The 24,214-nt window shown below is 67.9% G+C and carries 20 protein-coding genes; 19 read left to right on the top strand and 1 reads right to left on the bottom strand.

Features of this window, described 5'->3' with window-relative positions; all coding sequences use genetic code 11:
* Positions 1-290: 290 nt before the first annotated feature.
* The 15 genes from ACIBTM_RS02675 (at position 291) to ACIBTM_RS02745 (ending at position 20,956) form a co-directional block, all read left to right on the top strand.
* Entirely contained in the window at positions 291-1,439 is a 1,149-nt protein-coding gene (locus tag ACIBTM_RS02675) for an MFS transporter (RefSeq protein WP_395874840.1), read from the top strand.
* Between the two features lie 16 nt (positions 1,440-1,455).
* Positions 1,456-2,697 (top strand): cytochrome P450, encoded by a 1,242-nt coding sequence (locus ACIBTM_RS02680; protein WP_395874841.1) that lies wholly within the window; start codon positions 1,456-1,458, stop codon positions 2,695-2,697.
* 33 nt (positions 2,698-2,730) lie between these two features.
* Positions 2,731-3,279, top strand: coding sequence for a dihydrofolate reductase family protein (locus tag ACIBTM_RS02685; RefSeq protein WP_395874842.1), 549 nt, complete (start codon positions 2,731-2,733; stop codon positions 3,277-3,279).
* Between the two features lie 149 nt (positions 3,280-3,428).
* Positions 3,429-5,726, top strand: coding sequence for an ATP-binding cassette domain-containing protein (locus ACIBTM_RS02690; RefSeq protein WP_395874843.1), 2,298 nt, complete (start codon positions 3,429-3,431; stop codon positions 5,724-5,726).
* A 129-nt stretch (positions 5,727-5,855) separates the two neighbouring features.
* Complete coding sequence (locus tag ACIBTM_RS02695) at positions 5,856-6,137, top strand: DUF6235 family protein (protein WP_395874844.1); 282 nt, start codon at positions 5,856-5,858, stop codon at positions 6,135-6,137.
* Between the two features lie 465 nt (positions 6,138-6,602).
* Entirely contained in the window at positions 6,603-7,577 is a 975-nt protein-coding gene (locus tag ACIBTM_RS02700; RefSeq protein WP_395874845.1) for a streptomycin biosynthesis protein, read from the top strand.
* 301 nt (positions 7,578-7,878) lie between these two features.
* The gene (locus tag ACIBTM_RS02705) at positions 7,879-8,142 is read left to right on the top strand and encodes an acyl carrier protein (protein WP_395874846.1); all 264 of its coding nucleotides are present in this window, start codon (positions 7,879-7,881) and stop codon (positions 8,140-8,142) included.
* A gap of 52 nt (positions 8,143-8,194) precedes the next feature.
* Positions 8,195-9,343 (top strand): LLM class flavin-dependent oxidoreductase, encoded by a 1,149-nt coding sequence (locus tag ACIBTM_RS02710; RefSeq protein WP_395874847.1) that lies wholly within the window; start codon positions 8,195-8,197, stop codon positions 9,341-9,343.
* The gene (locus ACIBTM_RS02715) at positions 9,340-10,569 is read left to right on the top strand and encodes a cytochrome P450 (protein ID WP_395874848.1); all 1,230 of its coding nucleotides are present in this window, start codon (positions 9,340-9,342) and stop codon (positions 10,567-10,569) included. The genes ACIBTM_RS02710 and ACIBTM_RS02715 overlap by 4 nt, the downstream gene beginning before the upstream one ends.
* Complete coding sequence (locus ACIBTM_RS02720; protein WP_395874849.1) at positions 10,562-12,511, top strand: amino acid adenylation domain-containing protein; 1,950 nt, start codon at positions 10,562-10,564, stop codon at positions 12,509-12,511. The genes ACIBTM_RS02715 and ACIBTM_RS02720 overlap by 8 nt, the downstream gene beginning before the upstream one ends.
* An 11-nt stretch (positions 12,512-12,522) precedes the next feature.
* Positions 12,523-17,301 (top strand): amino acid adenylation domain-containing protein, encoded by a 4,779-nt coding sequence (locus ACIBTM_RS02725; protein ID WP_395874850.1) that lies wholly within the window; start codon positions 12,523-12,525, stop codon positions 17,299-17,301.
* Positions 17,298-18,272, top strand: a complete 975-nt coding sequence (locus ACIBTM_RS02730; RefSeq protein WP_395874851.1) for a thiamine pyrophosphate-dependent dehydrogenase E1 component subunit alpha — start codon at positions 17,298-17,300, stop codon at positions 18,270-18,272. Before ACIBTM_RS02725 ends, ACIBTM_RS02730 begins: the two co-directional genes overlap by 4 nt.
* Positions 18,269-19,252 (top strand): alpha-ketoacid dehydrogenase subunit beta, encoded by a 984-nt coding sequence (locus ACIBTM_RS02735; RefSeq protein WP_395874852.1) that lies wholly within the window; start codon positions 18,269-18,271, stop codon positions 19,250-19,252. The genes ACIBTM_RS02730 and ACIBTM_RS02735 overlap by 4 nt, the downstream gene beginning before the upstream one ends.
* Positions 19,253-19,258: 6 nt before the next feature.
* Positions 19,259-19,837: a TIGR03086 family metal-binding protein gene (locus ACIBTM_RS02740; protein ID WP_395874853.1), complete on the top strand. Its 579-nt coding sequence runs from the start codon at positions 19,259-19,261 to the stop codon at positions 19,835-19,837.
* 480 nt (positions 19,838-20,317) lie between these two features.
* Positions 20,318-20,956, top strand: a complete 639-nt coding sequence (locus ACIBTM_RS02745) for an SRPBCC family protein (protein WP_395874854.1) — start codon at positions 20,318-20,320, stop codon at positions 20,954-20,956.
* Between the two features lie 52 nt (positions 20,957-21,008).
* On the opposite strand, the gene ACIBTM_RS02750 is transcribed toward ACIBTM_RS02745, so the two are convergent.
* A complete protein-coding gene (locus ACIBTM_RS02750) occupies positions 21,009-21,485 on the bottom strand; it encodes a GNAT family N-acetyltransferase (protein ID WP_395874856.1) in 477 nt (158 codons plus the stop codon).
* Positions 21,486-21,644: 159 nt separating this feature from the next.
* Between ACIBTM_RS02750 and ACIBTM_RS02755 the strand changes: the two genes are divergently transcribed.
* Genes ACIBTM_RS02755 through ACIBTM_RS02770 form a run of 4 tightly spaced genes read left to right on the top strand, consistent with a single transcriptional unit; the run spans position 21,645 to position 24,213 of the window.
* Positions 21,645-22,211: a YbaB/EbfC family nucleoid-associated protein gene (locus tag ACIBTM_RS02755; RefSeq protein ID WP_395874857.1), complete on the top strand. Its 567-nt coding sequence runs from the start codon at positions 21,645-21,647 to the stop codon at positions 22,209-22,211.
* Positions 22,205-22,540, top strand: coding sequence for a type VII secretion target (locus ACIBTM_RS02760; RefSeq protein ID WP_395874858.1), 336 nt, complete (start codon positions 22,205-22,207; stop codon positions 22,538-22,540). The genes ACIBTM_RS02755 and ACIBTM_RS02760 overlap by 7 nt, the downstream gene beginning before the upstream one ends.
* A complete protein-coding gene (locus ACIBTM_RS02765) occupies positions 22,537-23,778 on the top strand; it encodes a hypothetical protein (protein WP_395874859.1) in 1,242 nt (413 codons plus the stop codon). Before ACIBTM_RS02760 ends, ACIBTM_RS02765 begins: the two co-directional genes overlap by 4 nt.
* A gap of 57 nt (positions 23,779-23,835) precedes the next feature.
* Positions 23,836-24,213: a RidA family protein gene (locus ACIBTM_RS02770; RefSeq protein ID WP_225949325.1), complete on the top strand. Its 378-nt coding sequence runs from the start codon at positions 23,836-23,838 to the stop codon at positions 24,211-24,213.
* Position 24,214: the final 1 nt, after the last annotated feature.

Raw genomic sequence — 24,214 nt, forward strand, 5'->3', positions numbered from 1 at the left:
TCCTGTTCCTCACAACGGAGACACTCTCGTGCGGTTACATCATGCGACCGAGTGCGGCGTGGGAGCAGTGAATGGTTAACCTTCCGGGTATGAATTCTTCATTTTTGGGATGATTATCCCAGCCTGAAAAAACCGCACCTTCGCCGAGAATACCGATGGAACACGTCGCCGTCCTTCTCCATAAATGCGGTAAATAATCGTGGCCCGTTCTCGAATCCCGCTGCTAACCTGCGAATGTCCGCCTCTTGGCGAATTCCCGCCGATCAGCACGGAAAGGACTGTCACGCCTCATGGTCGCCGTCGTCACCGCAGCCCCGAGGACCAGCACGGTCTTCGCGGGATTCGCCGCGTACGGCGCATTGTGGGGCCCGTACCTTTCGATGCTGCCGGACGTCCGCCACGCCACCGGCGCCGGTGAAGCGCAATTGGGCGCCGCGTTGCTGATCGGCGCGCTCGCGGCGATGCCCGCGATGTTCGCGATCGGCCGGTTGCTCGACCGGTTCGGCCGCCCGGTGGCGGTCGCGACCTTCGCCGGATTCGCGCTCATCTCGCCGACACCCGCCTTGGCCGGATCCGTTCCGGCCTTGTTCCTGGCCCTGGGATTGTTCGGTTTCGGCTCCGGCGCCTGCAATGTCGTCGTGGTCGCGCTGGCGGCGTCGGCCGAAGCGGGCGACGGACCACGCGTGATGAATCGCGCGCACGCGTTGTTCAGCATCGGCCTGCTGACATGCAGTCTCGGCACCGGGGCGGCCCGCACCGCGGGAGTACCCGCCGAAGCGATCGCGCTGACGCTTTCGGCGCTGGTCGTGCTCGGCGCGATCGCGGCGAGGAATTCCGTCCCGGGGCGGCTGGTGCGGCAGGGCCGCGAACCGGGAAGGCGCCTGCGCCTCGGCCCGGCGATCCTGCTGCTGTGCCTGCTGGCGGCGCTGGCCATGGTCGTGGAAAGCGGCGTCCAGCAATGGAGCGCGGTGTTCCTCGCCGACATCACCCGGGCGCCGGTCGGGATCTCGGCCGCCGCGCCCGGCATCTTCGCCGCCGGTATGGCGCTGGGCAGGTTCGGCGGGCACTGGCTGTCCGGCCGCGCGTCGGATCGCCTGGTGCTGCTCACTTCCGGCGCGCTTTCCGGAGTGGGCGTGCTGATGCTTTCCCTGGCCGACGCTCCGGTGCACGGCCTGGTCGGCACCGCCGTGGTGGGCGGCGCGATCTCGGTGTCGACGCCCACCGTCTACGGGCTGATCGGGCGGGGCGCGACCGCGGAGGACCGCGGCGCGGTGATCGGCTCGGCGGCGTCACTGGCCAGTGTCGGCCTCTTGCTCGGCCCGGCGGTGGTCGGCCAGATCGCCGGGCACACCGACCTGCGGGTCGCCATCGCGACATTGTCCGTGGCCTCGGTCGCGGTCTGCCTGCTCGCGCTGCGCGTGCCCGCACGGAATCAATGATCGGAGGATGGACCCGATGGGCGACGTAACAGGGGGTCGTGGAGGCTCGGACTTCGCCGAAGGGCGGCAGCGGCGGCAGCTCGTCGGGGACGACATCCCCGACGGCTGCCCGTTCGGCTCACGAAAACGCGACGGACGCCGTGAATGGCTGGTGAGCAGCTATTCCGAAGCGCGCGATTTCCTGCGTGACAAGCGGTTCAGCCGGGCCGTGCTGGCCGAGACGACCCATCCGCGCGGGCCGGCCACCCGGATGTCGGTGACCGACCTGGACCCGCCGAGGCACACCCGGATCCGGAAGCTGATCGGCGGCGCGTTCTCCGCCCGCCGGGCGGAGCAGCTGCGCGGCTACGTCGAAACCACCGCCGACGGCCTGCTCGACAGGCTGATCGGCACGGGCCCCACCGCGGACCTGATCGCCGGCTTCTGCGCCCCGCTGACCTTCACCGCGCAGGCCGAGCTGCTGGGTGTTCAGGTGTCGCGGCGCGAAGCCGTCCGCAAACGCGCGAACGCGCGGCTCGGCAAGCCGGGCTCCCCACGATCCGCCGTCTACCAAGGCGAACTGCTGTTGCACGACGAGGTCGCGATGATGCTCGCCGACACCGAAGACCCGCCGTCCGGGCTGATGGCCGAACTCATCGAGGCACACCGCTCGGGCGCGCTCGACGAAGCCGAACTGACCGGGCTGGCGGCTTCGCTGTTCTTCGACGGGCACGCGCTGGCGGCCGCGCAGATCGCCAACGCGGTGTTCTGCCTGATCTCCCGGCCGGGCTTGCTGGCCTCGCTGGACGCGGACCCGGCGCTGCTGGACGCCGCCGTCGAGGAAACACTCCGGTACAGCCCCGCGGTGAACTTCAGCATGACGCGGGTCGCGACGGAAGAAGTCACCATCGCGGGCCTGAGGATCAAGCCGGGCGACCTGATGACCGCGCTGCTGCCGGTGGTCAACCGCGACGAGGAGGTCTTCACCGAGCCGGACCGGTTCGCGATGGACAGGAACGGCAGGCATCTGTCATTCGGGCACGGGACGCACCATTGCATCGGCGCCCACCTCGCCCGGGTCGAGATCCAGTCGGCACTGCGCGCGCTTTCCCGTCGTGCGCCGGAACTCTCCCTCGCCGTACCCGAAGACTCCCTGGAGTGGACCGTCTCTCCGACGATGCGCGCATTGTCCGCGCTGCCGGTTCGCTGGACTTCTTCCGCTGTGCTCGATCCCTTGGAGTGTCGCGCGCGACGGTGGGAAGATCGGCCGGCGGCCTGAACACGGGCCTGGAGGACAACGAAGGAGTTCGTCATGCGCGAAATCGCCGCGGGATTGTTCATGTCCTTGGACGGGGTGGCCGAACGGCCCGACCGCTGGATGGGCCAATACTGGTCCGACGAGATGGGCGAAGGCATCAGCGAGAGCCTCGCCACCTCGGACGCCATCCTGATGGGCAAGGACACGTATCTGGCCTTCGAACAGATGTGGAAGCCGCAGGGTGACAGCAACCCGATGGCGGCGTTTCTCAACGGGACGCACAAATACGTCGTTTCTTCGACACTGGACGAAGCGACGCTGACCTGGCCGGACACGAGCCTGATCACCGGTGACATCGCCGGCGAGATCACCCGGTTGAAGGAAGCACCCGGCAAGAAGATCCGGGTTCCCGGAAGCCCGAAGCTCGTCCAATGGCTGCTCGCCGAAGGACTCCTGGACGAACTGGCGCTCAACATCATGCCGCTGGTGGCCGGCGAGGGAGCGAAACTGTTCGACGGAACGGACAAGGAGATCCCGCTGAAGCTGACGCGCGCGAACGCGCTGAAAACCGGCGTCATCGGCGCCGTCTACACCCGCGCCTGAATTCACGGGGACCGTGAAAATTTCACTGTTCCGTCGTGACGAGATCCTGGCCCGATCACACACGAATCGACTACCGGGCATTCGGCGGCGCTGCGACACTGGTGAGCAGGCGCGATCATTCACGCGCACCGGCGAGGAAAGGAACTTCTGTGACTGCCGCAGCCCGCAAGACCAAGCAACCGGCGGGTGAGGGAATCCGCGTCACCGGCGCTCACGAGAACAACCTGAAGGACGTCTCGCTCGAGCTCCCGAAGAACCAGATCACGGTTTTCGTCGGGGTTTCGGGTTCCGGGAAGTCCTCCGTCGTGTTCGACACGATCGCCGTCGAGGCGCAGCGTCAGCTGAACGCCACCTTCCCCTGGTTCATCCGCAACCAGCTGCCCAAACACGAACGCCCGCACGTGGACGCCATCGAGAACCTGACCACCCCGGTCGTGGTCGACCAGCGCCCGCTCGGCGGGAACGCGCGCTCGACGGTCGGCACGGTCGCCGACATCCACCCGCTGCTGCGGGTGTTGTTCTCCCGTCAGGGAAAGCCCAGCGCGGGCAATCCCTCGCTGTACTCGTTCAACGACCCCAACGGGATGTGCCCCGACTGCGAGGGCATCGGCCGCGCGCTGCGCCCGGACCCCGAGCTGATGCTCGACATGACGAAGTCGCTCGACGAGGGCGCGATCCTGGTGCCGGGCTACCCGGTCGGCAGCCCCGGCTGGCAGTTCTACGCCAACCACGAGGCCATCAACCCGGCCAAGAAGCTCAACAAGTACACCGCGAAGGAGATGGACACCCTTCTGCACGGCAAGGAGGGCAAGGTCCAGCTCACCTTCAAGAACGGCAAGACGCAGACGCTGACGTTCGAGGGGCTGGTCGCGAACTTCACCCGCCGCCACCTCAAACGCGACACCGGATCGATGAGCGAGAAGACCCGCGCCCAGGCGGAGAAGTTCATCACCGAAGGGCCTTGCCCGGCCTGCCGCGGCGGACGGCTGAGCGAGGCGGCGCTGGCGACCAAGCTGGCGGGCAAGAACATCGCGCAGTGGTGCGAGCTGCAGATCACCGATCTGATCGAGCTGATCCGGTCCATCAAGGACAAGCAGACCGCCGCGATGGCGCAGGGCGTGCTGGCCGCGCTCGAACGTATCGAGGCGATCGGCCTCGGTTACCTTTCGCTGGACCGGGCGACGACATCGCTGTCCGGTGGTGAGGGGCAGCGGCTCAAGCTGGTCAAGCACCTGGGCAGCGACCTGACCGGGCTGACCTACATCTTCGACGAGCCCAGCGTCGGCCTGCACCCCCGCGATGTCGGACGCCTCAACGACCTGCTGCGGGCGTTGCGGGACAAGGGAAACACGATCCTCGTGGTCGAACACGACCCGGATGTCATCGAGATCGCCGACCATATCGTCGAGATCGGTCCGCGTGCGGGCGTGCACGGCGGCGAGGTCGTCTTCCAGGGGACGTACCGGCAGCTGCGCGCCGGCAAGACGTTGACCGGGGCCGGGCTGGCACGCGCGGGTGTCGTCAAGGAGGATCCGCGCCGTGCCACGGGAAAGCTGCCGATCAAGCGGGCTTCACTGCACAACCTGAAGAACGTTTCGGTCGACATCCCCACCGGCGTGCTCACCGCCGTCACCGGTGTCGCGGGCTCGGGCAAGAGCTCGTTGATCTCCGGTGTCTTCCGCGAGGCGCATCCGGACGCGATCTTCGTGGACCAGACGCCGATCGCGGCGTCCTCCCGCTCGACTCCGGCGACGTACCTCGGCCTGATGGACCCGGTGCGCAAGCTCTTCGCGAAGGCGAGCGGCGCGAACGCGGCGTTGTTCAGCTTCAACTCCCAGGGCGCTTGCGAGGAATGCCAGGGCCGTGGCGTGCTGATCACCGAAGTGTCCTATATGGACCCGATCACGACGCACTGCGAAAGCTGTGACGGGCGCCGGTTCAAAGACGAGGTGCTCGCACACAAGCTGCGGGGCAAGTCGATCGCCGACGTGCTGGAACTTTCCGCGGAACAGGCGGCGGAGTACTTCACCGAGGCCCCGGTGCTGGCGAAGGTGAACGCGCTGATCGAGACCGGGCTCGGATATCTCGGGCTGGGTCAGGCGCTGAGCACGCTGTCCGGCGGTGAACGTCAGCGGATCAAGCTGGCGGACCGGCTTTCCGGCGGCGGGAACGTCTACATCCTCGACGAGCCGACCACCGGTCTGCACATGACCGACATCGACATGCTGCTGGGCCTGCTCAACGGCATGGTCGACGCGGGTAACACGGTGGTGGTGATCGAGCACAACCTGGCGGTGATCGAGCAGGCGGACTGGATCATCGACCTCGGGCCCGGCGGCGGCAAGAACGGCGGCGAGATCGTCTTCACCGGCCCGCCCGAGAAACTCCTGACCGCGGAGAGCTCACTGACCGGCGAGTACCTCAAGCGCTACCAGCAGGCGGGCTGAGACCCGGCTCTTCCTTGAAGGGGACGTCCCACTCGGGGCGTCCCCTTCAACGCGTTCGGCGCAGGATACGAGACGCCGCGCGCCGCCGACGATCGGCATGCTGAAGGCCGGTGCGGTGAGGAGGCTCGGATGGCGGTGCGGCTGGTGCTGACCGGCGGGCTGGAATGGCTGGACCCGATTCCGGAAAGCGAACGCGCGACGGTTTTCACCGCGTTGTTCGCCGTCTGCGACGGATCCGCGTTCCTGACCTACGGTGTTTTCAAGGTCGGCGGCGGTCCCGGCCGCTTCCTGTTGACCGTGGCGCCCGCGCTGGCGATCCGGGTGCGGATCGACTGGGCCCGTTCGGAGTTCGAGTTGCTCGGGCTCAGCAGGGAACCCGTCGAGTGGCCGCGAGAGCTGGATGTGCTCTGAAAGCGTATTCTGTGGATCTCCGGTCATCCAACGCCCCTTTGCCGAGTACATGAAGGCCCCCTTCCTTGCGCCTAGGTACAGGAAGGGGGCCTTCATGTACCTCTCGCCCATGCCGCCAGGGAAAACGAATAACAACGCCGATAACCGGAATACTCCTTGGCGGATTCCCCGGTCAATGAGGCTCCTGCCGACCGGCGGGCCGGCACCAGGCTGCTCGGGCAAAGTTACCGCCGACGACGGACAGTAGCTGAGAACCCCACGGCATCGCACAAAAGTCACCAGCTGTCGAACACCCTGGCGAGCGAGCGCGGCCCGTCGCGGCCTAACCGATTGCGACTCGCGGGCCTTGACAACCACTCGCACCAGCTCGAATATGAGAAAGGTTTGACATTCACCAAGTGCTCTGGGGGCTAGAAGATGTTAAACTGGCATAAGGAGGAGACTGCGGACGGTACGCAGATTCCCGTGGCCAGGAGGGAAGGTGAGTGGGGAGCCGTCAGCTCGGATCCGCCGCTCGGCGAGGTAGTCGAGGTACCGCTCGACGCATTGTCCGTGGAGGACTCCCCAAGGGCTGCCGGGGTGGATCTGGCCTACGCACAAGTGCTCGCCGAAACGGACGCTCCACTTCCGCCGATTCTCGTCCACCGCCCCACGATGCGGGTGATCGACGGGACACACCGGTTGCAGGCGGCGAAAATGAAGAACGCCGCCGTGATCAACGCCCAGTTCTTCGACGGAGACGAGCAAGCCGCCTTCATCCTGGCGGTGAAGTCGAATATCGCGCACGGCCTACCGCTTTCCCTCGCCGACCGCAAGAGCGCCGCCTGCCGGATCCTCAACGTCCGTCCACAGTGGTCTGATCGTGCGATAGCGGCGGTCACAGGTCTGTCCCACAAGACGGTCGGCAAGCTGCGCCGGCGTTCGAGTGGGGAAGTTCCCCAGTCGAACGCCCACGTCGGCCGGGACGGCCGCGTCCGCGCGTTGGACCCGGCCCAAGGCAGGCGGCGCGCCCACGAGCTGATCACGAGCAATCCCTCCGCCTCCGTCCGGGAAATCGCGCGAGGCGCGGGGATTTCCCTCGCTACGGCGCACGACGTCCGCCATCGGCACCGCCTCGGCGAGGCGCCTTCGGCAGCACGGAAACCCACCCCGGCGAAGCCACGCGTTCGACCGGTCGACGCCGTCGACCCCAGCACCACACAGGGAGCCGACGATCAAGCGGCCGTGGAGCGGCTCCGATCGGACCCCACGATCCGGTACACCGAGTCGGGGCGGACCCTGGTGCGCCTGCTGGACGGACATCTGAACGACCGGGACGAATGGGATCAGGTCGCCAGGAACATACCCGAGCACCGGCTGGAATTGATCTCCGAACTCGCCAAGGCACGCGCGGAGGACTGGCGGCAGTTCGCGGAACTGCTCCAGAAACGCAAGCGCTGACCCGACCCGAAGGGGCTTTCCGCGCGGCATGAGCGCGGAAAGCCCGACGCGGGCTGTTGCGAACCGCGGACGCTTCAGGACACAATGGTGTCGAATCCGCCCGCATGCACGGATATGCGGGATCACTGGGAAGTACGGCGGAGAGCACACTGGGGTGCCTTTCACTGCCGTAATCATAAAAATTCAGGTTCACTCGGCCGAAACCACCGGCCTGGTTCTGCTGCGCCCGCTCGCGGCGAAACCGCCATTTTCCGAACCCATCCATCCGTGCCCATGCGCACGGATTCAGCAAAGGGGACCCATGACCGCGGAAGACGCGCGCGCTGAATTGCGTCAGCAGATTTTCTCCCTCCTGTCCGAAGTCGCGGGCGGCGTCCTGGAGAACCAGACCATCGAGGCGGACACGGAGTTCCCCGAGACGGGCATGAGCTCCATCGAGTACCTGGCGCTCATCGAGAAGATCGAGACGAAGCTCGATGTGTTCATCGACCTCGAAGAGAACGAAGATCTGACCACTGTGGACAAGTTCTGCGACTACCTGCTGGAGCAGGTTCCGTCGGCCTGAGGCAGCACCTTCGTTCTCTCCCCGGACAAACGATTAAGGGGTTCTTGGCATCATGCACGCAAAGGCATTCGGTCTCTTCCTGCCTCCTTTTCACGACCCTTCGGTCAGCCCCCACGCGTCGCTGAAACGCGATATCGAACTGTGCGGACTCGTCGACGACCTCGGGTTCGACGAGATCTGGCTCGGCGAGCACCACTCCAGCGGCTGGAGCACGCTCAGCTCCCCTGAAATGCTGATGGCGGCGCTGGCCCGCGAGACACGCCGCATCCATTTCGCCACCGGCGTGATACCGCTTCCCTATCACCACCCCTTGCATGTCGCGGAGCGGATCGTGCTGCTCGATCACCTCTCCGCCGGCCGCGCGATCCTGGGCGTCGGAACGGGGACCTACGTCCACGACATGGAAATGATCGGCGTGGACCCGGCCTCGGTCCGCGATCACTTCCGGGCCGCGCTGGGAACGGTGCAGGCGCTCATCAACGGCGAAACGGTCACCACCACGACACCGTGGTTCACCGTGAAGAAGGCCGTGCTCCAGCTCCAGCCGCTGAGGGGCCCCGGTGCCATCGAGACCGTCGTCGCGTCGTCGTTGAGCCCGGCCGGAATCGAGCTCCTGACCGACACGGCGACGACCCCGACCGTCCACGTGGCACCGCCCTGGGGCTCCATCCGGCCCGGAATGGACCCGGATCCGGTCGGCGCGCTGATCGAACGCGTCGACGCCTACCGGAACAAATCCGCGGGCGGGACACGGATCCGCTGCAATGTCTTCGTCCACATCGCCGACTCCCCTGCCGCGGGCATCGAAGAACTGCTCGACGGTTTTTCCGCGCTGCGCCGCGGCCTGTACCGGAACACCTTGGGCATGCCGATCCCGGACTCCCCGGTCGCCCACCGCAAGACGCTGCAGAACCTCGTCGACACCGGCGGCTTCATCGTCGGCGACGCCGCGACCTGCGCCGCCCGGATCCGCGATCTGCTCGACCGCGTCGGCGACCCGGTCTCGCTGAACTTCTTCGTCCCGAGGTGGATTTCGCACCGCGCGACCCTCGATCAGCTGACGGCGCTCGCGCACGAGGTCGTACCCACCCTCGTCGGCGGCTACGACGGCACCACCGAATCCCTCCGGCTCACTTCGGAAGAGGCCGCGCGCCAGCTGAAGTCCCGGACCGAACTGGTCGGCAACGGAGGCGACAAATGAGCTCCGCCGCGGTGAAGCTGGACTTCAGTTCCGACGAGTTCCTCGCGGACCCCTGGCCCATCTACAAGGAACTCCGGCGCTCGGACCCGGTGCACTGGTCGGCGGCGTTCAACGCCTTCCTGGTCACGCGGTTCGAAGACGTCCAGAACCTGCTGGCGGACCGTGAGGTCGGCAGCGGGTTCCCGATGCGCAGCAGCCGCCGGCTGTTCGGCCGGACGTTGCTGGACACCGACGGTCCCCGCCATCGCGACCTGCGCAAGCTGTTCATGCCGCTGTTCGCCGGCGGGTCGGTGAAACGGCTGCGCACCGAGATCCTCGTTCCCGCGGTGGACCAGGTGCTCGACTCGATCGAGGCCGAGATGGGACCGAAGGACGAGGTCGACGTCGAGTTCATGGAGCGGGTCGCGGTCGGGGTGCCCTACGCGATGGTCACCCGGCTGTTCGGGCTGCCGCCGGAGGACGCCGCCTGGCTCCGCCCAAGGGTCCTTCCGCTGGCGGGCGCGATCGAGTTCCCGGCGACGTCGCTGGACTCGGCGCTCGCGGCCAAGGCGGAGCTGATCGAGTACCTCAAGGACAAACTCGCCCGTCGCCGCGAGGGCGATCGGATGCCGTTCCTCGACCTCGTCTTCCCGCCGGGTGAACCGGTCGACGAGTCCATGCTCGGCACGGCGACGCTGTTCCTGCTGGCCGGGACCGAGACGAGCGTCGCCACCATCGGCAAGATCATGTACGCCGTACTGGCGCACAATGTCGACCTGTCGACGCTGGCCGACCAGGAGTACCGGACCAAGGTGGTCCGCGAGACGCTGCGGTGGGAACCGCCGAGCCACACCATCCTCAGGTACGCGACCACCGACCTGAACCTCCACGGGGTGGACATCCCGCGCCGGTCCGCGCTCCTGCTCTCCCTGGGCAGCGCCAGCCGCGACGAGAACGCGTTCGAGGATCCGGACTCCTGGCGTCCGGAGCGGACCGACCAGCGGCTGCTGGCCTTCTCCTCCGGCCCGCACACCTGCCTGGGCATCCAGCTGGCGCTGGCGGAGTTCGACACGCTGTTCGAGCGGTTGTCGCACCGGTTCGCCCGCGTCCGGCTCAGCGGCTCGCTCGACGGCGTCCGGCCGGGTTTCTGGCGGCTGCGCGAACGGGGCCACATCTTCCGGCGGCCCGATCACCTGCACGTCCGGCTGGAGCGCAAGCGCGCGGGGAGCAGCGAGGCCGATGCCTGATGTGCTCGTCGCTCCCTACGATCTGAAGACCGAGGTCGCGGCCGAGCCGTCCGAATACCAGCGCGCGAAGCTGGTGCTCGCCGCGTTCGCGGTGACCCTGTGCCGGTGGACGGCGGCGACCGAGGCCGCGATCTCGGTCGCCGGAAGGGTGATCCGGGTCCGGGTCGACGACAAGGCGCGCGTCGAAGACTTCCTGGAATCGGTCCATCCGGTCGGGGTCGTCGAAGACGGACCGGTGGATCTCGTGCTCGCTTCCCTGCACGGGGATCTGCGGACCGGGGAGATCCGCTTCGTCACCGAGGTGCCGGACGCCGCGCACGGGTTCGTCGCCGACGTCGCCACCGCGGTGGCCGAACTGGCCTCGCTCGACGGCTCTCTTCAGGACGTGCGCTGCATCGCGCCGGACCGCCGCCGGATCCTCGACGCGCTGACCGGCGCCGACACCCCGCCCGCCGACATCGAAACCCTGTTCCTGGAACAGGTCCGGCTCCGCCCGGGGGAGGTCGCGGTCCGGGACGCGGGCGCAGAGCTGACCTACGGGCAGCTCGCATCGGCCGCCGATCGGTACGCCGTCCTGCTGCGGCGCGCCGGGGTACGGCCCGGCGACACGGTGCTCGTCGCGACCCGCAGGTCCGTCGGCGAGATCGTGGCGCTGCTCGCGATCATCCGCGTCGGCGCCGCGTACGCGGGATTCGACGACGACGCACCGGACGCCCGGATGGCACGCATCATCGGCAAACTGGCGCCCGCGGCAGCGGTGGTCGACGCCGCCACCGCCGATCATCCGGTCCTGCGCGAGCTGACCCGGGTCGATTCCTGGCTCCCCGGCCAGGAGATCGACGCGGACCCCGAGGCACCGGCACCCGGCAACGACGATCCACAAAGGACGGCGTATATCGCGTTCACCTCCGGCTCCACCGGTGAACCGAAAGGCGTCGTCGTCCCGCATCGCGCCGTCACGCGGCTCGCGCGGACGACGGAACTCCAGCCGCGCCCCGGTGACCGGGTGCTGCGGATGGCGCCGCTGGCCTTCGACGCGTCGACGTACGAGATCTGGGCGACCTTGCTCAACGGCGCAACACTGGAGGCCTTCCCCGGGAGACTTCCCACGGTCCGGAAGCTCGAAAAGTTCTTCAGCGAGCGGAAGGTCTCGGTCGCCTGGCTGACCGCCAGCCTGTTCCGGCTGGTCGTCAAGTCCCGTCCGCAGGCGCTCTCCGGACTCCGCTGGCTCTTGAGCGGCGGAGAGGTCGTCCCGCACGACGCGGCGGCACAGGTGCTCGATTCCCACCCCGGGCTGGTGCTCACGAACGGCTACGGGCCCACCGAGAACACCACCTTCACCACCACGCACACCGTGCGCGGCAGCGCGGAGATCGACGGTCCCCTGCCCATCGGCAAGCCGATCGCGGGTACCAAGGTCTTCGTGCTCGACCGGAACGCCCGGCTCGTCCCGCCCGGTGGGATCGGCGAGTTGTACGCGGCCGGATCGGGTCTCGCCGACGGCTATCTCGACGACGAGATCGAAACGGGCAAGCGGTTCGGCCATTTCTCCCCGGACGTGGACGAACGCCTGTACCGCACGGGCGATCTGGTCCGGCTCGCCCCGAACGGGGACGTGCTGTTCCTCGGCCGCGCGGACAAGCAGATCAAACTCGACGGCCATCGCATCGAGACCGAGGAGATCGGCACCATCCTCGCCGGTCACCCCGGTGTCCGCGACGCCGTGATCGTCGTTTCCCGGCGAGCGGACCAAAGCCCTCAGCTCGTGGCGGCCATCGTCGTGCACCCCGGGGAGGACACGGAACCCCGCGCCTTGCGCGCGTTCCTGTCACGGCGGCTCCCGAGCTACGCGTTACCCGCCCACTGGGTGGTGGTCGACGAGATCCCGCTGACCCGCAACGGGAAAGTCGACGAACAGGCCCTGATCGCGAACGCCCGATGAAGGAGAAATCGATGAGGTTGTCGCTCGGGCAGGAGCGGCTGTGGCTGGTGCAGCAACTCGACCGGACCAGCGCCGCGTACAACATTCCGATCGTCTTCCGCTTCCACGACGGCGTGGATTTCGAAGCACTCGACAAGGCGCTCGGCGCGCTCGTCGAACGGCATCCGGTGCTCCGCTGGAGGTTCGTCGTGGACGAATCGGGCACGCCCTCCGCCGTACCGGCCCCTGAGTTCCGCATCCCGGTGGCGCGGCGCACCGCGAGCGACAACGACTGGCAGCGGCATACGGCCGATCTGGTCCGCGAACCGTTCGACCTCGCGGCGGCGCCGCCCATCCGGGCGATGGTGGTCGAATGCGGCGACGGGTCAGCGGTGCTGTGCCTGGTGAACCACCACATCATCACCGACGGCCGGTCCATCCAGATCGTGACCGAGGACGTCGTCAAGCTGTACCGGTCGGAGACCCTCGCACCACTCGAGGTGACCTACGAGGAGTACGTCGCGGTGCAGCGCACGGCCGCCGGTTCGGTGGCGGAGCACATCGACTATTGGCGGCGTGAGCTCGCCGGTTTCGAACCGCTGCGGCTGCCGACGGACCGGCCGCGATCGGGTAACCCCGGCTTCGCGGGCGACCACGTCGACTTCGAACTCCCCGCCGAGCTCACCAAGGCTTTCAGTGCCTTCGCCCTGCGGAACCGATGCGCGCTCTCCAGCGCCGTGGCCGCCGTGTTCCAGGCGTTGTTGTCCCTCCATTCCGGACAAGAGGACATCACGATCGGCACGGTGCTGGCCGGCCGCGACGACCGCCGGTTCGCCGACGTCCTCGGCTTCTTCGTGAACACCGTGGTGCTGCGCGCCCACATCACGCCGTCGATGTCGTTCCGTGAGCTGCTGAAGGTGACGCGCACCAAGATGGTCGACGCCTACGCGCATCAGCAGGCGCCGTTCGACCAGGTGGTCGCGGAGGTCCGGCCCGAACGGGACGCGGGCCGCAACGCGATCTTCGACGTCGTGGTCGTGCACAACGGGGAGATCCCCACGCCCGGCGAAGGCGAGATCTCCAGCGTTCCCTGGGCGGGCGTGGCGACCCGGTTCGATCTGGAGCTGGTCACCCACCTTCAGGACGGCAAACTGCACGGCTCGCTGGTGTTCCGCACCAGCCTGTTCGACCGCTCCACCGCCACGCGGCTCGTCGGCAGGCTCGTCCGGCTCGTCGAGCACACGCTGGAGCACCCCGACGAGCCGATCTTCGAGGCGCTGCGCGGGCAGCTCGACTACTGGCGCAAACAGCTCGACGGCGTGCCCGCCGCGCTGGAACTGCCGACGGACCGTGCCCGCCCGCCGATCGTGTCCTACCGCGCCGACTCGCTCTCTTTCGACGTGGACCCCCATGTCCGTGAAGCGGGCAGCCGTCACGACGCCACCCTGTTCATGACGCTGCTGACGGCCTTCGACGTCGTTCTGTCCCGCTACGCGCGCACCACCGACGTCACGGTCGGTGTTCCCGTGGACGAGGCCAAGTTACTGGTGCTGCGCACCGATCTCTCCGGCGATCCCACCTTCGCGGAACTGCTGGGCCGCGTGCGGGAGACCACGCTCGGCGCGTACGCGAACCAGGACGTCCCGTTCGAGCGTCTCGTCGAAGAACTGGTGCCGCAGCGGGACTTCGGCCGCAACCCGCTCGCACAGGTCGTCCTCCGGCTGGTGGACGAGCCGTTGGCGGACGTCACACCGGCAGGCACCCGCTCGGAACCGTTCGATCTCGAATGCCTGGTGTCGGACCGGGGCGGTGTGCTGGAAGCGCGGATCGACTACAACGCCGAACTGTTCGACCGGGTCACGATCGAACGTTTCGTCCGGCATTTCCGGCAGCTGCTCGCTTCCGCGGAGCCGGAGCAGCCGCTTTCCGCTTGGCCGATGATGAGCGACTCCGAGCTCCGGCAGCTGACGGACGACTGGAACGACACGGCCAAGGCGTTGCCGGAGCCGGCGACCGTGCCCGCGGTGTTCGCCGGCCAGGTGCGCGAAAGTCCACAGAGGACAGCGCTGGTCTGCGGCGACGACTCCATGACCTACGCGGAACTCGACGCCCGCTCCAACCGGCTCGCGCACCGGTTGCGCGCACTGGGCGCCGGACCGGGAACGGTCATCGGCGTCTGCCTGCCGCGTTCCCTCGGGCTGATCACCGCTTTGCTCGCGATCCTCAAGACCGGCGCCGCGTACCTGCCGATCGACCCCGAGTACCCCGAGGAGCGCCAACGGCTCCTGCTCACCGACGGTGAAGCCCGGCTGGTGATCACGACCGACCTGATCGGCGATCCCACCCTCGGCGAGGAATCGCCTGCCGCGCTCGAAACCGGTGTGGGACCGAGGGATCTGGCCTATGTCATCTACACCTCCGGCTCGACCGGACGCCCCAAAGGCGTCGAGATCGAGCACCGGTCGATCATCCGGCTCGTCACCGGGCTGCCGGAAGGCATCCTCGGTCCGGACGAAGTGGTCCTGCACGCGTCGGCGATCTCCTTCGACGCGGCCACCTTCGAGATCTGGGGTGCGCTCCTCAGCGGCGCGACCTGCGTGATCTCGACCGAGCGGGTGCTGACCGCCCGGCCGCTCGCGAACGCGATCACCCGGCACCGGATCAGCACGGCCTGGCTGACCTCGTCGTTGTTCAACCACATCGTCGACGAGGACATCACGGCGCTGACCGGGCTCCGCCGGCTGCTTGTCGGCGGAGAAGCGCTGTCGGTCACCCATGTCCGCCGTGCCGTCGCCGCGCTGCCCGGCACGCGGTTCTTCAACGGCTACGGCCCCACCGAATGCACCACGTTCGCCACCTGCCACCCGATCCCCGCCCCGGTCCCCGGGAACGCCGACACCATCCCCATCGGCCGTCCGCTCGGCAACACGCGCGTGTACATCCTCGACGAGCGCGGAGAGCTCGCGCCGACCGGAGTACCGGGAGAACTGCACGTGGCCGGGCCCGGTGTCGCACGGGGCTATCGAGGGCAGCCGGAACTCACCGAGCAGCACTTCGTCCCCCATCGCCACGACACCACCGGCGACCGGCTCTACCGGACCGGGGACATCGTGCGGCACAACGCCGATGGCGACATCGAGTACCTCGGGCGCGTCGACGACCAGGTCAAGATCCGCGGCTTCCGCATCGAACCCCGCGAGATCGAAGCCGCCCTTCTGTCCACAGAGGACATTTCGCAGGCCGCCGTCATCGCCCGCGAAGACCCCTCCGGCCAGAAGAGGCTCGTCGCCTACCTCAAGGTCTCGGGTGTCCTCGACGACACCGCCCTGCGCACTCACCTGCGAAGCGTGCTGCCGGAGTACATGGTGCCCGCGGCGTTCGTGTCCCTTCCCGAACTCCCGTTGACCATCAACGGGAAACTGGATGTCCGGGCGCTTCCGGAGCCCGGCGGCGACATCCGGGCGGACAAGGCCGCGCCGCCGCGGACTCCGACCGAGGAGACCCTGGCGGAGATCTGGGCCCAGGTCCTCGGGCGCGAAACCGTCGGCAGGGACGAAAGCTTCTTCGACGTCGGCGGGCATTCCCTGAAGGCGGCGCAACTGGCCGTCCGGATCGGGGAGACCCTCCGGATCGACCTGCCGTTGCGGACACTGTTCGAGCGGCCCACGATCGCGAAGCTGGCCGAGGAGATCAGCGGCGAACGGCGGACCGCCGTCCGCTCGTTCGATCCCCATGCCGTGTTGCGCGGCGTCCTCCCGGACATGCTCCCGCCGCGTGGCTCCGGTGACCTCTCGGAAGTCCTGCTCACCGGCGCCACCGGATTCGTCGGCGCGTACCTGGTCCGCGAGTTGCTGACGCGCCGTGACGTGCGGGTGCACTGCCTCGTCCGCGCGGCCGACGAACGGTCGGCATGGCAACGGCTGCGCGAGAATCTGGACCGCTACGGCCTGTGGGAGGACGTGGACGAGAAGCGGATCACCGTCGTTCCCGGCGATCTCGCGGCGCCAGGGCTCGGGCTCACCGGCGGGACGTTCGACCGGCTCGCGGGCGAGATCGACCTGATCTGCCACAACGGCGCCCGGGTCGACGCGCTCTCCAGCTACGAACAGCTCGAAGGCGCCAACGTGGGCGGCACGCGCGAACTGATCCGGCTGGCGGTCACCACCCGGCTCAAGGCACTGCAGTTCGTGTCGACCATTTCCGCCGGCGGGGAGAACGGCTCCCGCAGCGGTTACGCGGAGACCAAGTCGCACGCGGAACAGCTGATCACCACGGCGTACGAACACGGGGTGCCGTCGGCGGTCTACCGGCTGCCCCGGATCGTCGGGGATTCGCGCACCGGGCAGGGGAACACGCGAGACATCATGTTGCGGGTGCTGCGGATCATCCTCGAACTGGGCTCCGCACCCGGCACCGAGATCGAGGAACCGTGGATCGCGGTGGACGAGACGGCGGGCGCGCTCGCCCGGCTCGGCATGGAGCAGCGGCGGGACGGCAGCCGGTTCGTGCTGGCGAGCCGTCGGCCGATGCGGCTCACGTACCTGGTCGAACTCCTGCGTGGCACCGGCACGGAGATCGGCACCTTGCCGGTGGCGGACTGGCTCTCGGCGCTCGAAGCTCATTCCCCGGAGGAGCACGCCATCCTGAAGCTGCTCTTCGAGTCCACTTCGGACACTTCCGGCGAAGCCGTGCCGAGCGGTGAATTCACCCCGGTCGTCGTGCCGAGCCCCGACGACGGCGCGCTGCTCCGTTACATCGACAGGATGCTCGTCCGGACTTCCGCACAACACCAAGGGCTGTCGCGAAAATGACCCGTGAGAACCAGCGTGCCCTGTACCGGTCCATGAAACTGATCCGGGAGTTCGAAGAGCGCTGCCTGGCGATGGCCATCGCCGGTGAGATCGACGGCGGCATCCACCCGTACATCGGGCAGGAAGCCGTCGCCGTGGGCATCTGTGCGAACCTGACGGACCGGGACTTCATCACCAGTACCCACCGGGGACACGGACACGTGCTGGCGAAGGGCGCGGACCCGCGCCGCCTGCTCGCCGAACTCCTCGGCACCCTCGAAGGCTTCAACAAGGGCCGCGGCGGATCGATGCACGCGGCGGACATGAAGCTGGGCATCCTCGGTGCCAACGGAATCGTCGGAGCCGGCGGGGCGATCGCCTCCGGTGCCGCCTGGGCGGCCAAGGCCCGCGGCGATTCGGAGGTCGTCGTCAGCTTCTTCGGCGACGGGGCGATGAGCCAGGGTGTCCTGCTGGAAGCGTTCAACCTGGCCGCGATCTGGTCCCTGCCGGTGCTGTTCGTCTGCGAGAACAACCAGTACGCGACGAGCCTCAAACTCGAATCCGGGCTCGCGGGCGGTGCGGCCCGGCGCGCGGAAGGCTTCGGGCTGGTCTCGCGCACCGTCGACGGCATGGACGTCGAAGCGGTGGCGGACGCCGCCGCGGAACTGATCGACGGAGTCCGGGCGGGCCAGGGCCCGGCGTTCCTGGAATGCCAGACGTACCGGTTCTTCGGCCATCATTCCGTGCTCGAACTCCTGGGCGTCGAGTTCCGCGATCCCGACGAAGTGGCCCTTTGGCGCCAACGGGATCCGATTCCGTTGCTGGGAGATCAGCTGGGCGATGCCGTCGTGGCCGAGATCGACGCGGCGGTCAAGGAAACCATCGACGAGGCGGTCGAGTTCGCGAAGAACGCCCCGTCGCCCGACCCGAAGGACGCATTGATGTACCTGTACGCGGGAACCACCGCGGTCCGCCAGGGGGTGATCCTGTGAGCGAGCTGCCTTCTCCGGAGAACTTCGGCTACATGCACGCGATGAACCTCGCCCTGCACGCCGAGATGGCGGCCGACGAGGACGTGTTCCTGCTCGGCGAAGACGTCGGCGTCGGAGCGAGCGGGGTCACCTCGGGGCTGCTGCCCCGGTTCGGCCGGGAGCGGGTGCTGGACACGCCCTTGTCCGAACAGGCCTTCACCAGTTTCGGGACCGGCGCGGCGATGGCGGGCAAGAAGCCCGTGATCGAGTTCCAGATCTCTTCGCTGATCTACCTGGTCTTCGAGCAGATCGTGAACCAGGCCCACAAGTTCTCCTTGATGACCGGCGGGCAGGTCCGGATCCCGGTCACGTATCTCGTCTCCGGTTCGGGTTCGCGGTTCGGCTGGGCGGGCCAGCATTCGGACAACCCATACAGTCTCCTCGCCCACGCGGGGATCAAGACGGTGGTCCCCGGCCTGCCGGCGGACGCGTACGGGCTACTGCGGTCGGCGATCCAGGATCCGGACCCGGTCGCCGTGTTCGCGCCTTCGTCGCTGCTGGGGGCGACGGATGTGTCCTACGACGGGGAAGAGGAGATCGTCCCGCTGGGACAGGCGAACGTCGTCCGGGAGGGCGGCGACCTGACGGTGGTGGCGGTGGGCCAGCACGTCGGCACGGCGATCGAAGTCGCCGAGAGCCTCGGCGACCGGGTCGACATCGAGATCATCGACCCGCGCACGGTCTACCCCTTCGATTGGGAGTGCCTGCGCAAATCGGTCGACAAGACCGGGCGCCTGGTCGTGATCGACGACTCGAACCGCATGTGCGGGCTGGGGGCGGAGATCATCGCGACGGCGGCCGAGGAATTCGACCTGGTGGCACCGCCGAGGCGGGTCTGCCGTCCGGACGGCACCGTCATCCCGTACGCCCTCGCGCTCGACAAGGCCCTGGTGCCCGGTGCCGAACAGCTGACGGCCGCCATCAACGCGACGGTGAAGTAGGGGACCATGGAGACCTTTGACCGCTACCTGCGGACACAGGACGCCTTCGACGCCGTGCTCGCCACCGTGTCACCGGAGCAGTGGGACGCGGCGTCGGCGTGCGAGCACTGGACGGTGCGTGACGTGACGGGTCACGTCATCTGGGGCTTGGAGGTGCTGCGCCAGCACGCGTCGGGCCGGGAACTCACGGTGGAGAACGGGCCCGCGGGCTCCGCGAAACCCGGTGAGCTGGCCGGTGAAGATCCGCTGGCCGCCTGGCGCGCGACCCGCGACGCGACCGATGCCGCCGTCACCGGCGAGATGTTCGATCAGCCCGCTCCGGCGTGGTACGTGGCCAACCGCCCGGACGCGACCGTCACGGATTACCTGGCACTGCTGACCTTCGACACCCTGGTGCACACCTGGGACATCGGCTCCGCGCTCGGTGTGGAGGTGCGCATGGACCCCGACGTCGTCGCGCCGTCGTTCTCGCTCGCCCGGCTGATCATCAGCCGTACGCCGGGAACCTTCGGCCCGCGGGTGAAGCCGCCGGCCGATGCCGACCAGCAGGCGCGGTTCCTGGCTTTCCTGGGCCGATCGGCCTGAGCCTCGCGGAAGCGCGCGGCTCCGCCCAACTGTCCACAGTGTCCGATTAGTGACCATGTGATGCTTTTCTGAAGTACATGATGGCCCCCTTCCTTGCGCTAGACGCAAGGAAGGGGGCCATCATGTACTCCGCCTGGCTACGCAAGCGCGAACCGCGGCCGCTCTCGTGAGACACACTGCCCGCTCATGGCCGTTCACGCGCCCAGACCATAAGGCCCGCCGAAGCCACGTCGGCGGCGTAACGAAGGGCCCCTTCCTTACCTTCAGAGTAGGCAAGGAGGCCTTCACCACCACCTGGGCCAGCCCTCGCGGGCTCCTTGACTCCCGCTCCGCCGCCTTGACTTCCGGGTCTTGGGCTTTCGCGACACGCCATGTACGCCCCCTCGTTAGACCTTCTCACGTTCCCTCTTGACGCTCACCGCGCTTCGCTATAGCTTCTAACTATCGCAACAAGCGCTAACCGAGCGAAGGAGAAGGAACATGTTCAGCACCTCACGCCGCTGGATCGGCACGCGCGCGGCCCTGCTCGCGGTCCCACTGGCCATCGCGGGCGTCCTCGGCGTCACGGCACCGGCCCAGGCCTCCCCCGCCCACCACACCAAACCGACTTCGCTTACCTGCCAAGGAAAAGGCATCGACCGATCGGCCAAGGTGCACTACCGGACCGAGATCTTCGTCAAGGCGCCGCTACGCACCATCTGGAACCTGCAGACCGACGTGGAGGCCTGGCCGACCTGGCAGAACCCGGTCATCCCCGTGACCATGAAGCGGCTGGACGACGGCCCGCTGCGCAAGCATTCCCGTTTCCAGTGGACCATTCCCGTTCCGCCCGGCATGCCCTACCCGCCCGGCGACGTGACCATCGTGTCCACCGTCCGGCAACTCCAGCCCGGCAAATGCATCCGCTGGACCGGCCCCCTCGACGGCCCCGGCGGTATGCACATCGACGGCGTCCACGTCTGGAACTTCGTCAAGGTCCCCGGCGGGGTCATCGTCCGCACCGAAGAAAGCCACACCGGCCCGCAGGTCGACAAGGACGTGCCCAACTCCACCGCGATGCTCGGGCAGGGCCTCGAAATCTGGCTGAAGGACCTCAAGAAGGCCGCCGAGCGCCGGTAGCGAAGACGACCGGGCGACGCGGCCACCAAGTCCGAAGGCCGCGTCGCCGAGCTCACCTGTCCCGGACCCGCCGCACGACACCGAGCCGCGGATCGGCATCCGGTTCGATCCGCTCCACCGTGAAACCTTCGCGCTCGAAAAAGGCTCCCGCGCGTTCGTCCGCCACGAGATGCTCGGCGTACACCCGCTCGAAGTCCGCGGGCAACCGTCCGATGAGGACTTCGAGCAACCGCGAGGCCAGCCCGTGATGCCGAGGATGCGCGTACAGCTTGCGGATCACGTGCTCGCCGCCGTCGAGACCGCGCTGCCCGACGCCGGCCAGGCGTCCGCCGTCCTCGGCGACCACGACCGAACCACGGGCGACGGCCCCGGCGATGTTCGTCGCGTTCCACCACATCCGCACCTGCCGGGCAGCCTCTTCTTCGCCGATCAACGGCGCGTAATGGGCCCGGACGTGCTCCTCGCCGAAGCGGCAGACGGCCATGACGTCGTCGCGATCCGCGTCCCGCACGACCGGTCCGTTTTCCATCGCCTGCCCCGATCCGCCGCACCGGAGGCCCTTTTGGGCAGTTTCCGATCATCCGGCTTGTCCCGGTGCGCGCCCGGTGGTAACGATACGGGCGATCCACCTCGCGACCTCTCGCAATCTCTCCGATCGCGACCCAGCCCCATCGAGCCAAGGCGACGCATGCAACCCAATTTCGACGCAGGTGAGGACTTCGCACTCCTTCTGGAGCGAGAGGCAAGGAAACTCGAGGAAAAAGCCCAAGCTCTGACGGCCGCGTTCACCGCCTCGGCGTCCACGGTGACTTCTCCCGACGGCTCGGTGACGGTGACGGTCGAGGCCAACGGCTCGCTGAGCGCCATCGAGTTCGGCAACCGGGCCACCTCGCTGGGACCGGCGCGGCTCTCCTCGCTGGTCATGCAGACGGTGCGCGAGGCCCAGCGCAAGACCGTCGAGAAGGTCACCGAGTCCTACACCGAGATCAACGGCGAAGACGAGGCCGCCCAGTTGGTCCGCACGTTCCTGCCCAAGGTCGAGGACGAGACGCCGGACGAGCCGGAACAGGACAAGTGGGCACCCGAGGCGCACAACGAGCCGCCGCCTCCTCAGACGGGGTACCGGCCGCCGCCACCGCAGGCCGGTCCCCCGATGCCGCCGCAGCCCGGCCGTCCCGTGCGGCCGCCGAACCCCCCGGCGCCGCGACCCCGGCGACCGGCCTCCCCCGACGACGATGAAATGAGCCCATGGTGACCGGATTCGGTGTCAAGACGGATGCCATGACCGAGTTCGCCGGTCACCTCGACAGGCTCGAGGACGCGCTGCGCAAGAGCGCCGACATGGTGGGCAGTTGCGTGGCGGACCCCGGCATCTTCGGCATCTTCGGCGGCCAGATCTACGGCGCCGGCGCGAGCATGCACTGCGGGAAGGCGCGGGACCAGCTGAACAAGTACTCGGAGAACGTGCAGGAGTTCTCGGACAGGGTGCGCGAGGCGGCGAAGCAGTACAACGCCAACGAGCAGGAGACCGAGAGGCTGATCACCGAAGCCGGCAAGGGGATCGACGAGGTGAAGGTCAAGTGAGCGACGAGTACCACCGCGGCGATTTCGGGAACAACACCGGCACCAAGGCCAGCGACTTCAAGGACGAGAAGAACAACTTCCTCGCGGGCAGTGGCGACACCGCGGGCGCGGGCTTCTTCGATTCCGCGTTCTCGCTGAAGAAAGCCGTCGACGAAGGGGACAGCCTCAGTATCGGCCTGGCCTCGGCGGGGATGGCGATCGAGATCCTCGGCATGGTCGTCGACCCGATCGGCTCGCTGCTCACCGCCGGTATCGGCTGGCTGATCGAGCACATCGTCATCTTCCGCTGGCCGCTGGACTTCCTGCTCGGTGACCCGAAGGGCATCGAGGCGGCCAAGACCGCGATCTACAAAGAGGGCGCGGAGGTGCGGGAGTGGGCGAAGGACCACGCCGCCGCCACCGGCAAGTTCATGGAGAAGTGGGACGGCGAGGCCGCCGACACGTTCCGCGCCGACATGGAAGGCGTCACCGCCCAGATCGAGGCGCTCGCCGGGTACATCGAGTTCGCGGGCAAGCAGATGGGGATCGCCGGTGCCGTGATCGGCGCCGTCCGCGGCATCGTCCGCGACATCATCGCCATGACGCTCGCCGGCATCCTCAAGGCCGCGATCGTGGCAGTGGCGCTGGCGCCGGTCACCTTCGGCGGTTCGATCATCGCGGCGATCGCCTCCATCATGACCACGGTCGCCGTGGCGATCGCCAAGATCGCCAAGAAGATCGCCGACATCGCCAAGACGCTCGCCGAGATGATCAAGATCCTGGCGAAGACGCGCGGCGCGGCCGACGACGTCGTCAAGCTGACGCTCGGCGGCGGCAAGATCAAGCTGCCCAAACCGAAACCCGGCGGTGGTACCCCGATGCCCGGCGGCAAGAAGCCGATCGAGGGTCCGCCGCCGAAGCCGGGCGACACCACCCCGGACGCCACGCCCAAGCCTCCTCGGGAAAAGCTCAGCGACATGCCCCTCCGGATCGTGCGCGAGAAGCTGGCGAAGGAGCTGGAAGGGGTGGACGGGGCGGCGGACATCCTGAAGCGGTTCGACTACTGGAACAGCTTCCCGATCGGCGACCTCCACAAGAGGTTCCCCAAGGTGGCGGACGCGATCGAGAAGACGACCAAGATCCTGAGCGACCCGACCTACGGCGCGTCGGGCATGGCCGGGAAGACCATCGTCGAGCTGACGAAGGCCATCCCGCCCGCCGCGAACGAGAAGCGGCCGGAGGACAAGGAAGAGAAGTGAGGACAGGCGGCCCCTACCGGTGTTCCGGCGAGGGGCCGCCTGTGCTTTTGTTCGGTCATGACTGAACGGGTGAACATCTCCTCCGGCGGCGACTACGAGACCGTGTTCGGCTACAGCCGCGCGGTGCGCGTCGGCGAGCACATCCACGTTTCCGGGACCACGGCGCGTGAACCCGCCCGCTCGGGTGACGCGTACGAGCAGGCCGTGGCCGTGCTTTCGATCATCGAGGCCGCGCTGCGGGACGCCGGTTCGAGCCTGGTCGCGGTGGTCCGCACGGTCACCTACGTCACCGACATCAAGGACGCCGACCTGGTGGCGCGGGCGCACCGGGAAGCCTTCGGTGACGTGCTGCCCGCGGCGACCATGGTCGAGGTCTCGGCGTTGCTCGACCCGAAGATGAAGGTCGAGATCGAGGCCTACGCCATCGAGAAGTAGC

The organism is Amycolatopsis sp. NPDC049868 (genome assembly GCF_044461365.1).
Classification (GTDB): Bacteria; Actinomycetota; Actinomycetes; order Mycobacteriales; family Pseudonocardiaceae; genus Amycolatopsis.

Bases quoted from the DNA above. Each gene is read 5' to 3' on its own strand.
- ACIBTM_RS02675 (WP_395874840.1), top strand. From the start codon at position 291: ATGGTCGCCGTCGTCACCGCAGCCCCGAGGACCAGCACGGTCTTCGCG.
- ACIBTM_RS02680 (WP_395874841.1), top strand. From the start codon at position 1,456: ATGGGCGACGTAACAGGGGGTCGTGGAGGCTCGGACTTCGCCGAAGGG.
- ACIBTM_RS02685 (WP_395874842.1), top strand. From the start codon at position 2,731: ATGCGCGAAATCGCCGCGGGATTGTTCATGTCCTTGGACGGGGTGGCC.
- ACIBTM_RS02695 (WP_395874844.1), top strand. From the start codon at position 5,856: ATGGCGGTGCGGCTGGTGCTGACCGGCGGGCTGGAATGGCTGGACCCG.
- ACIBTM_RS02705 (WP_395874846.1), top strand. From the start codon at position 7,879: ATGACCGCGGAAGACGCGCGCGCTGAATTGCGTCAGCAGATTTTCTCC.
- ACIBTM_RS02710 (WP_395874847.1), top strand. From the start codon at position 8,195: ATGCACGCAAAGGCATTCGGTCTCTTCCTGCCTCCTTTTCACGACCCT.
- ACIBTM_RS02715 (WP_395874848.1), top strand. From the start codon at position 9,340: ATGAGCTCCGCCGCGGTGAAGCTGGACTTCAGTTCCGACGAGTTCCTC.
- ACIBTM_RS02720 (WP_395874849.1), top strand. From the start codon at position 10,562: ATGCCTGATGTGCTCGTCGCTCCCTACGATCTGAAGACCGAGGTCGCG.
- ACIBTM_RS02725 (WP_395874850.1), top strand. From the start codon at position 12,523: ATGAGGTTGTCGCTCGGGCAGGAGCGGCTGTGGCTGGTGCAGCAACTC.
- ACIBTM_RS02730 (WP_395874851.1), top strand. From the start codon at position 17,298: ATGACCCGTGAGAACCAGCGTGCCCTGTACCGGTCCATGAAACTGATC.
- ACIBTM_RS02740 (WP_395874853.1), top strand. From the start codon at position 19,259: ATGGAGACCTTTGACCGCTACCTGCGGACACAGGACGCCTTCGACGCC.
- ACIBTM_RS02745 (WP_395874854.1), top strand. From the start codon at position 20,318: ATGTTCAGCACCTCACGCCGCTGGATCGGCACGCGCGCGGCCCTGCTC.
- ACIBTM_RS02750 (WP_395874856.1), bottom strand. From the start codon at position 21,485: ATGGAAAACGGACCGGTCGTGCGGGACGCGGATCGCGACGACGTCATG.
- ACIBTM_RS02755 (WP_395874857.1), top strand. From the start codon at position 21,645: ATGCAACCCAATTTCGACGCAGGTGAGGACTTCGCACTCCTTCTGGAG.
- ACIBTM_RS02760 (WP_395874858.1), top strand. From the start codon at position 22,205: ATGGTGACCGGATTCGGTGTCAAGACGGATGCCATGACCGAGTTCGCC.
- ACIBTM_RS02770 (WP_225949325.1), top strand. From the start codon at position 23,836: ATGACTGAACGGGTGAACATCTCCTCCGGCGGCGACTACGAGACCGTG.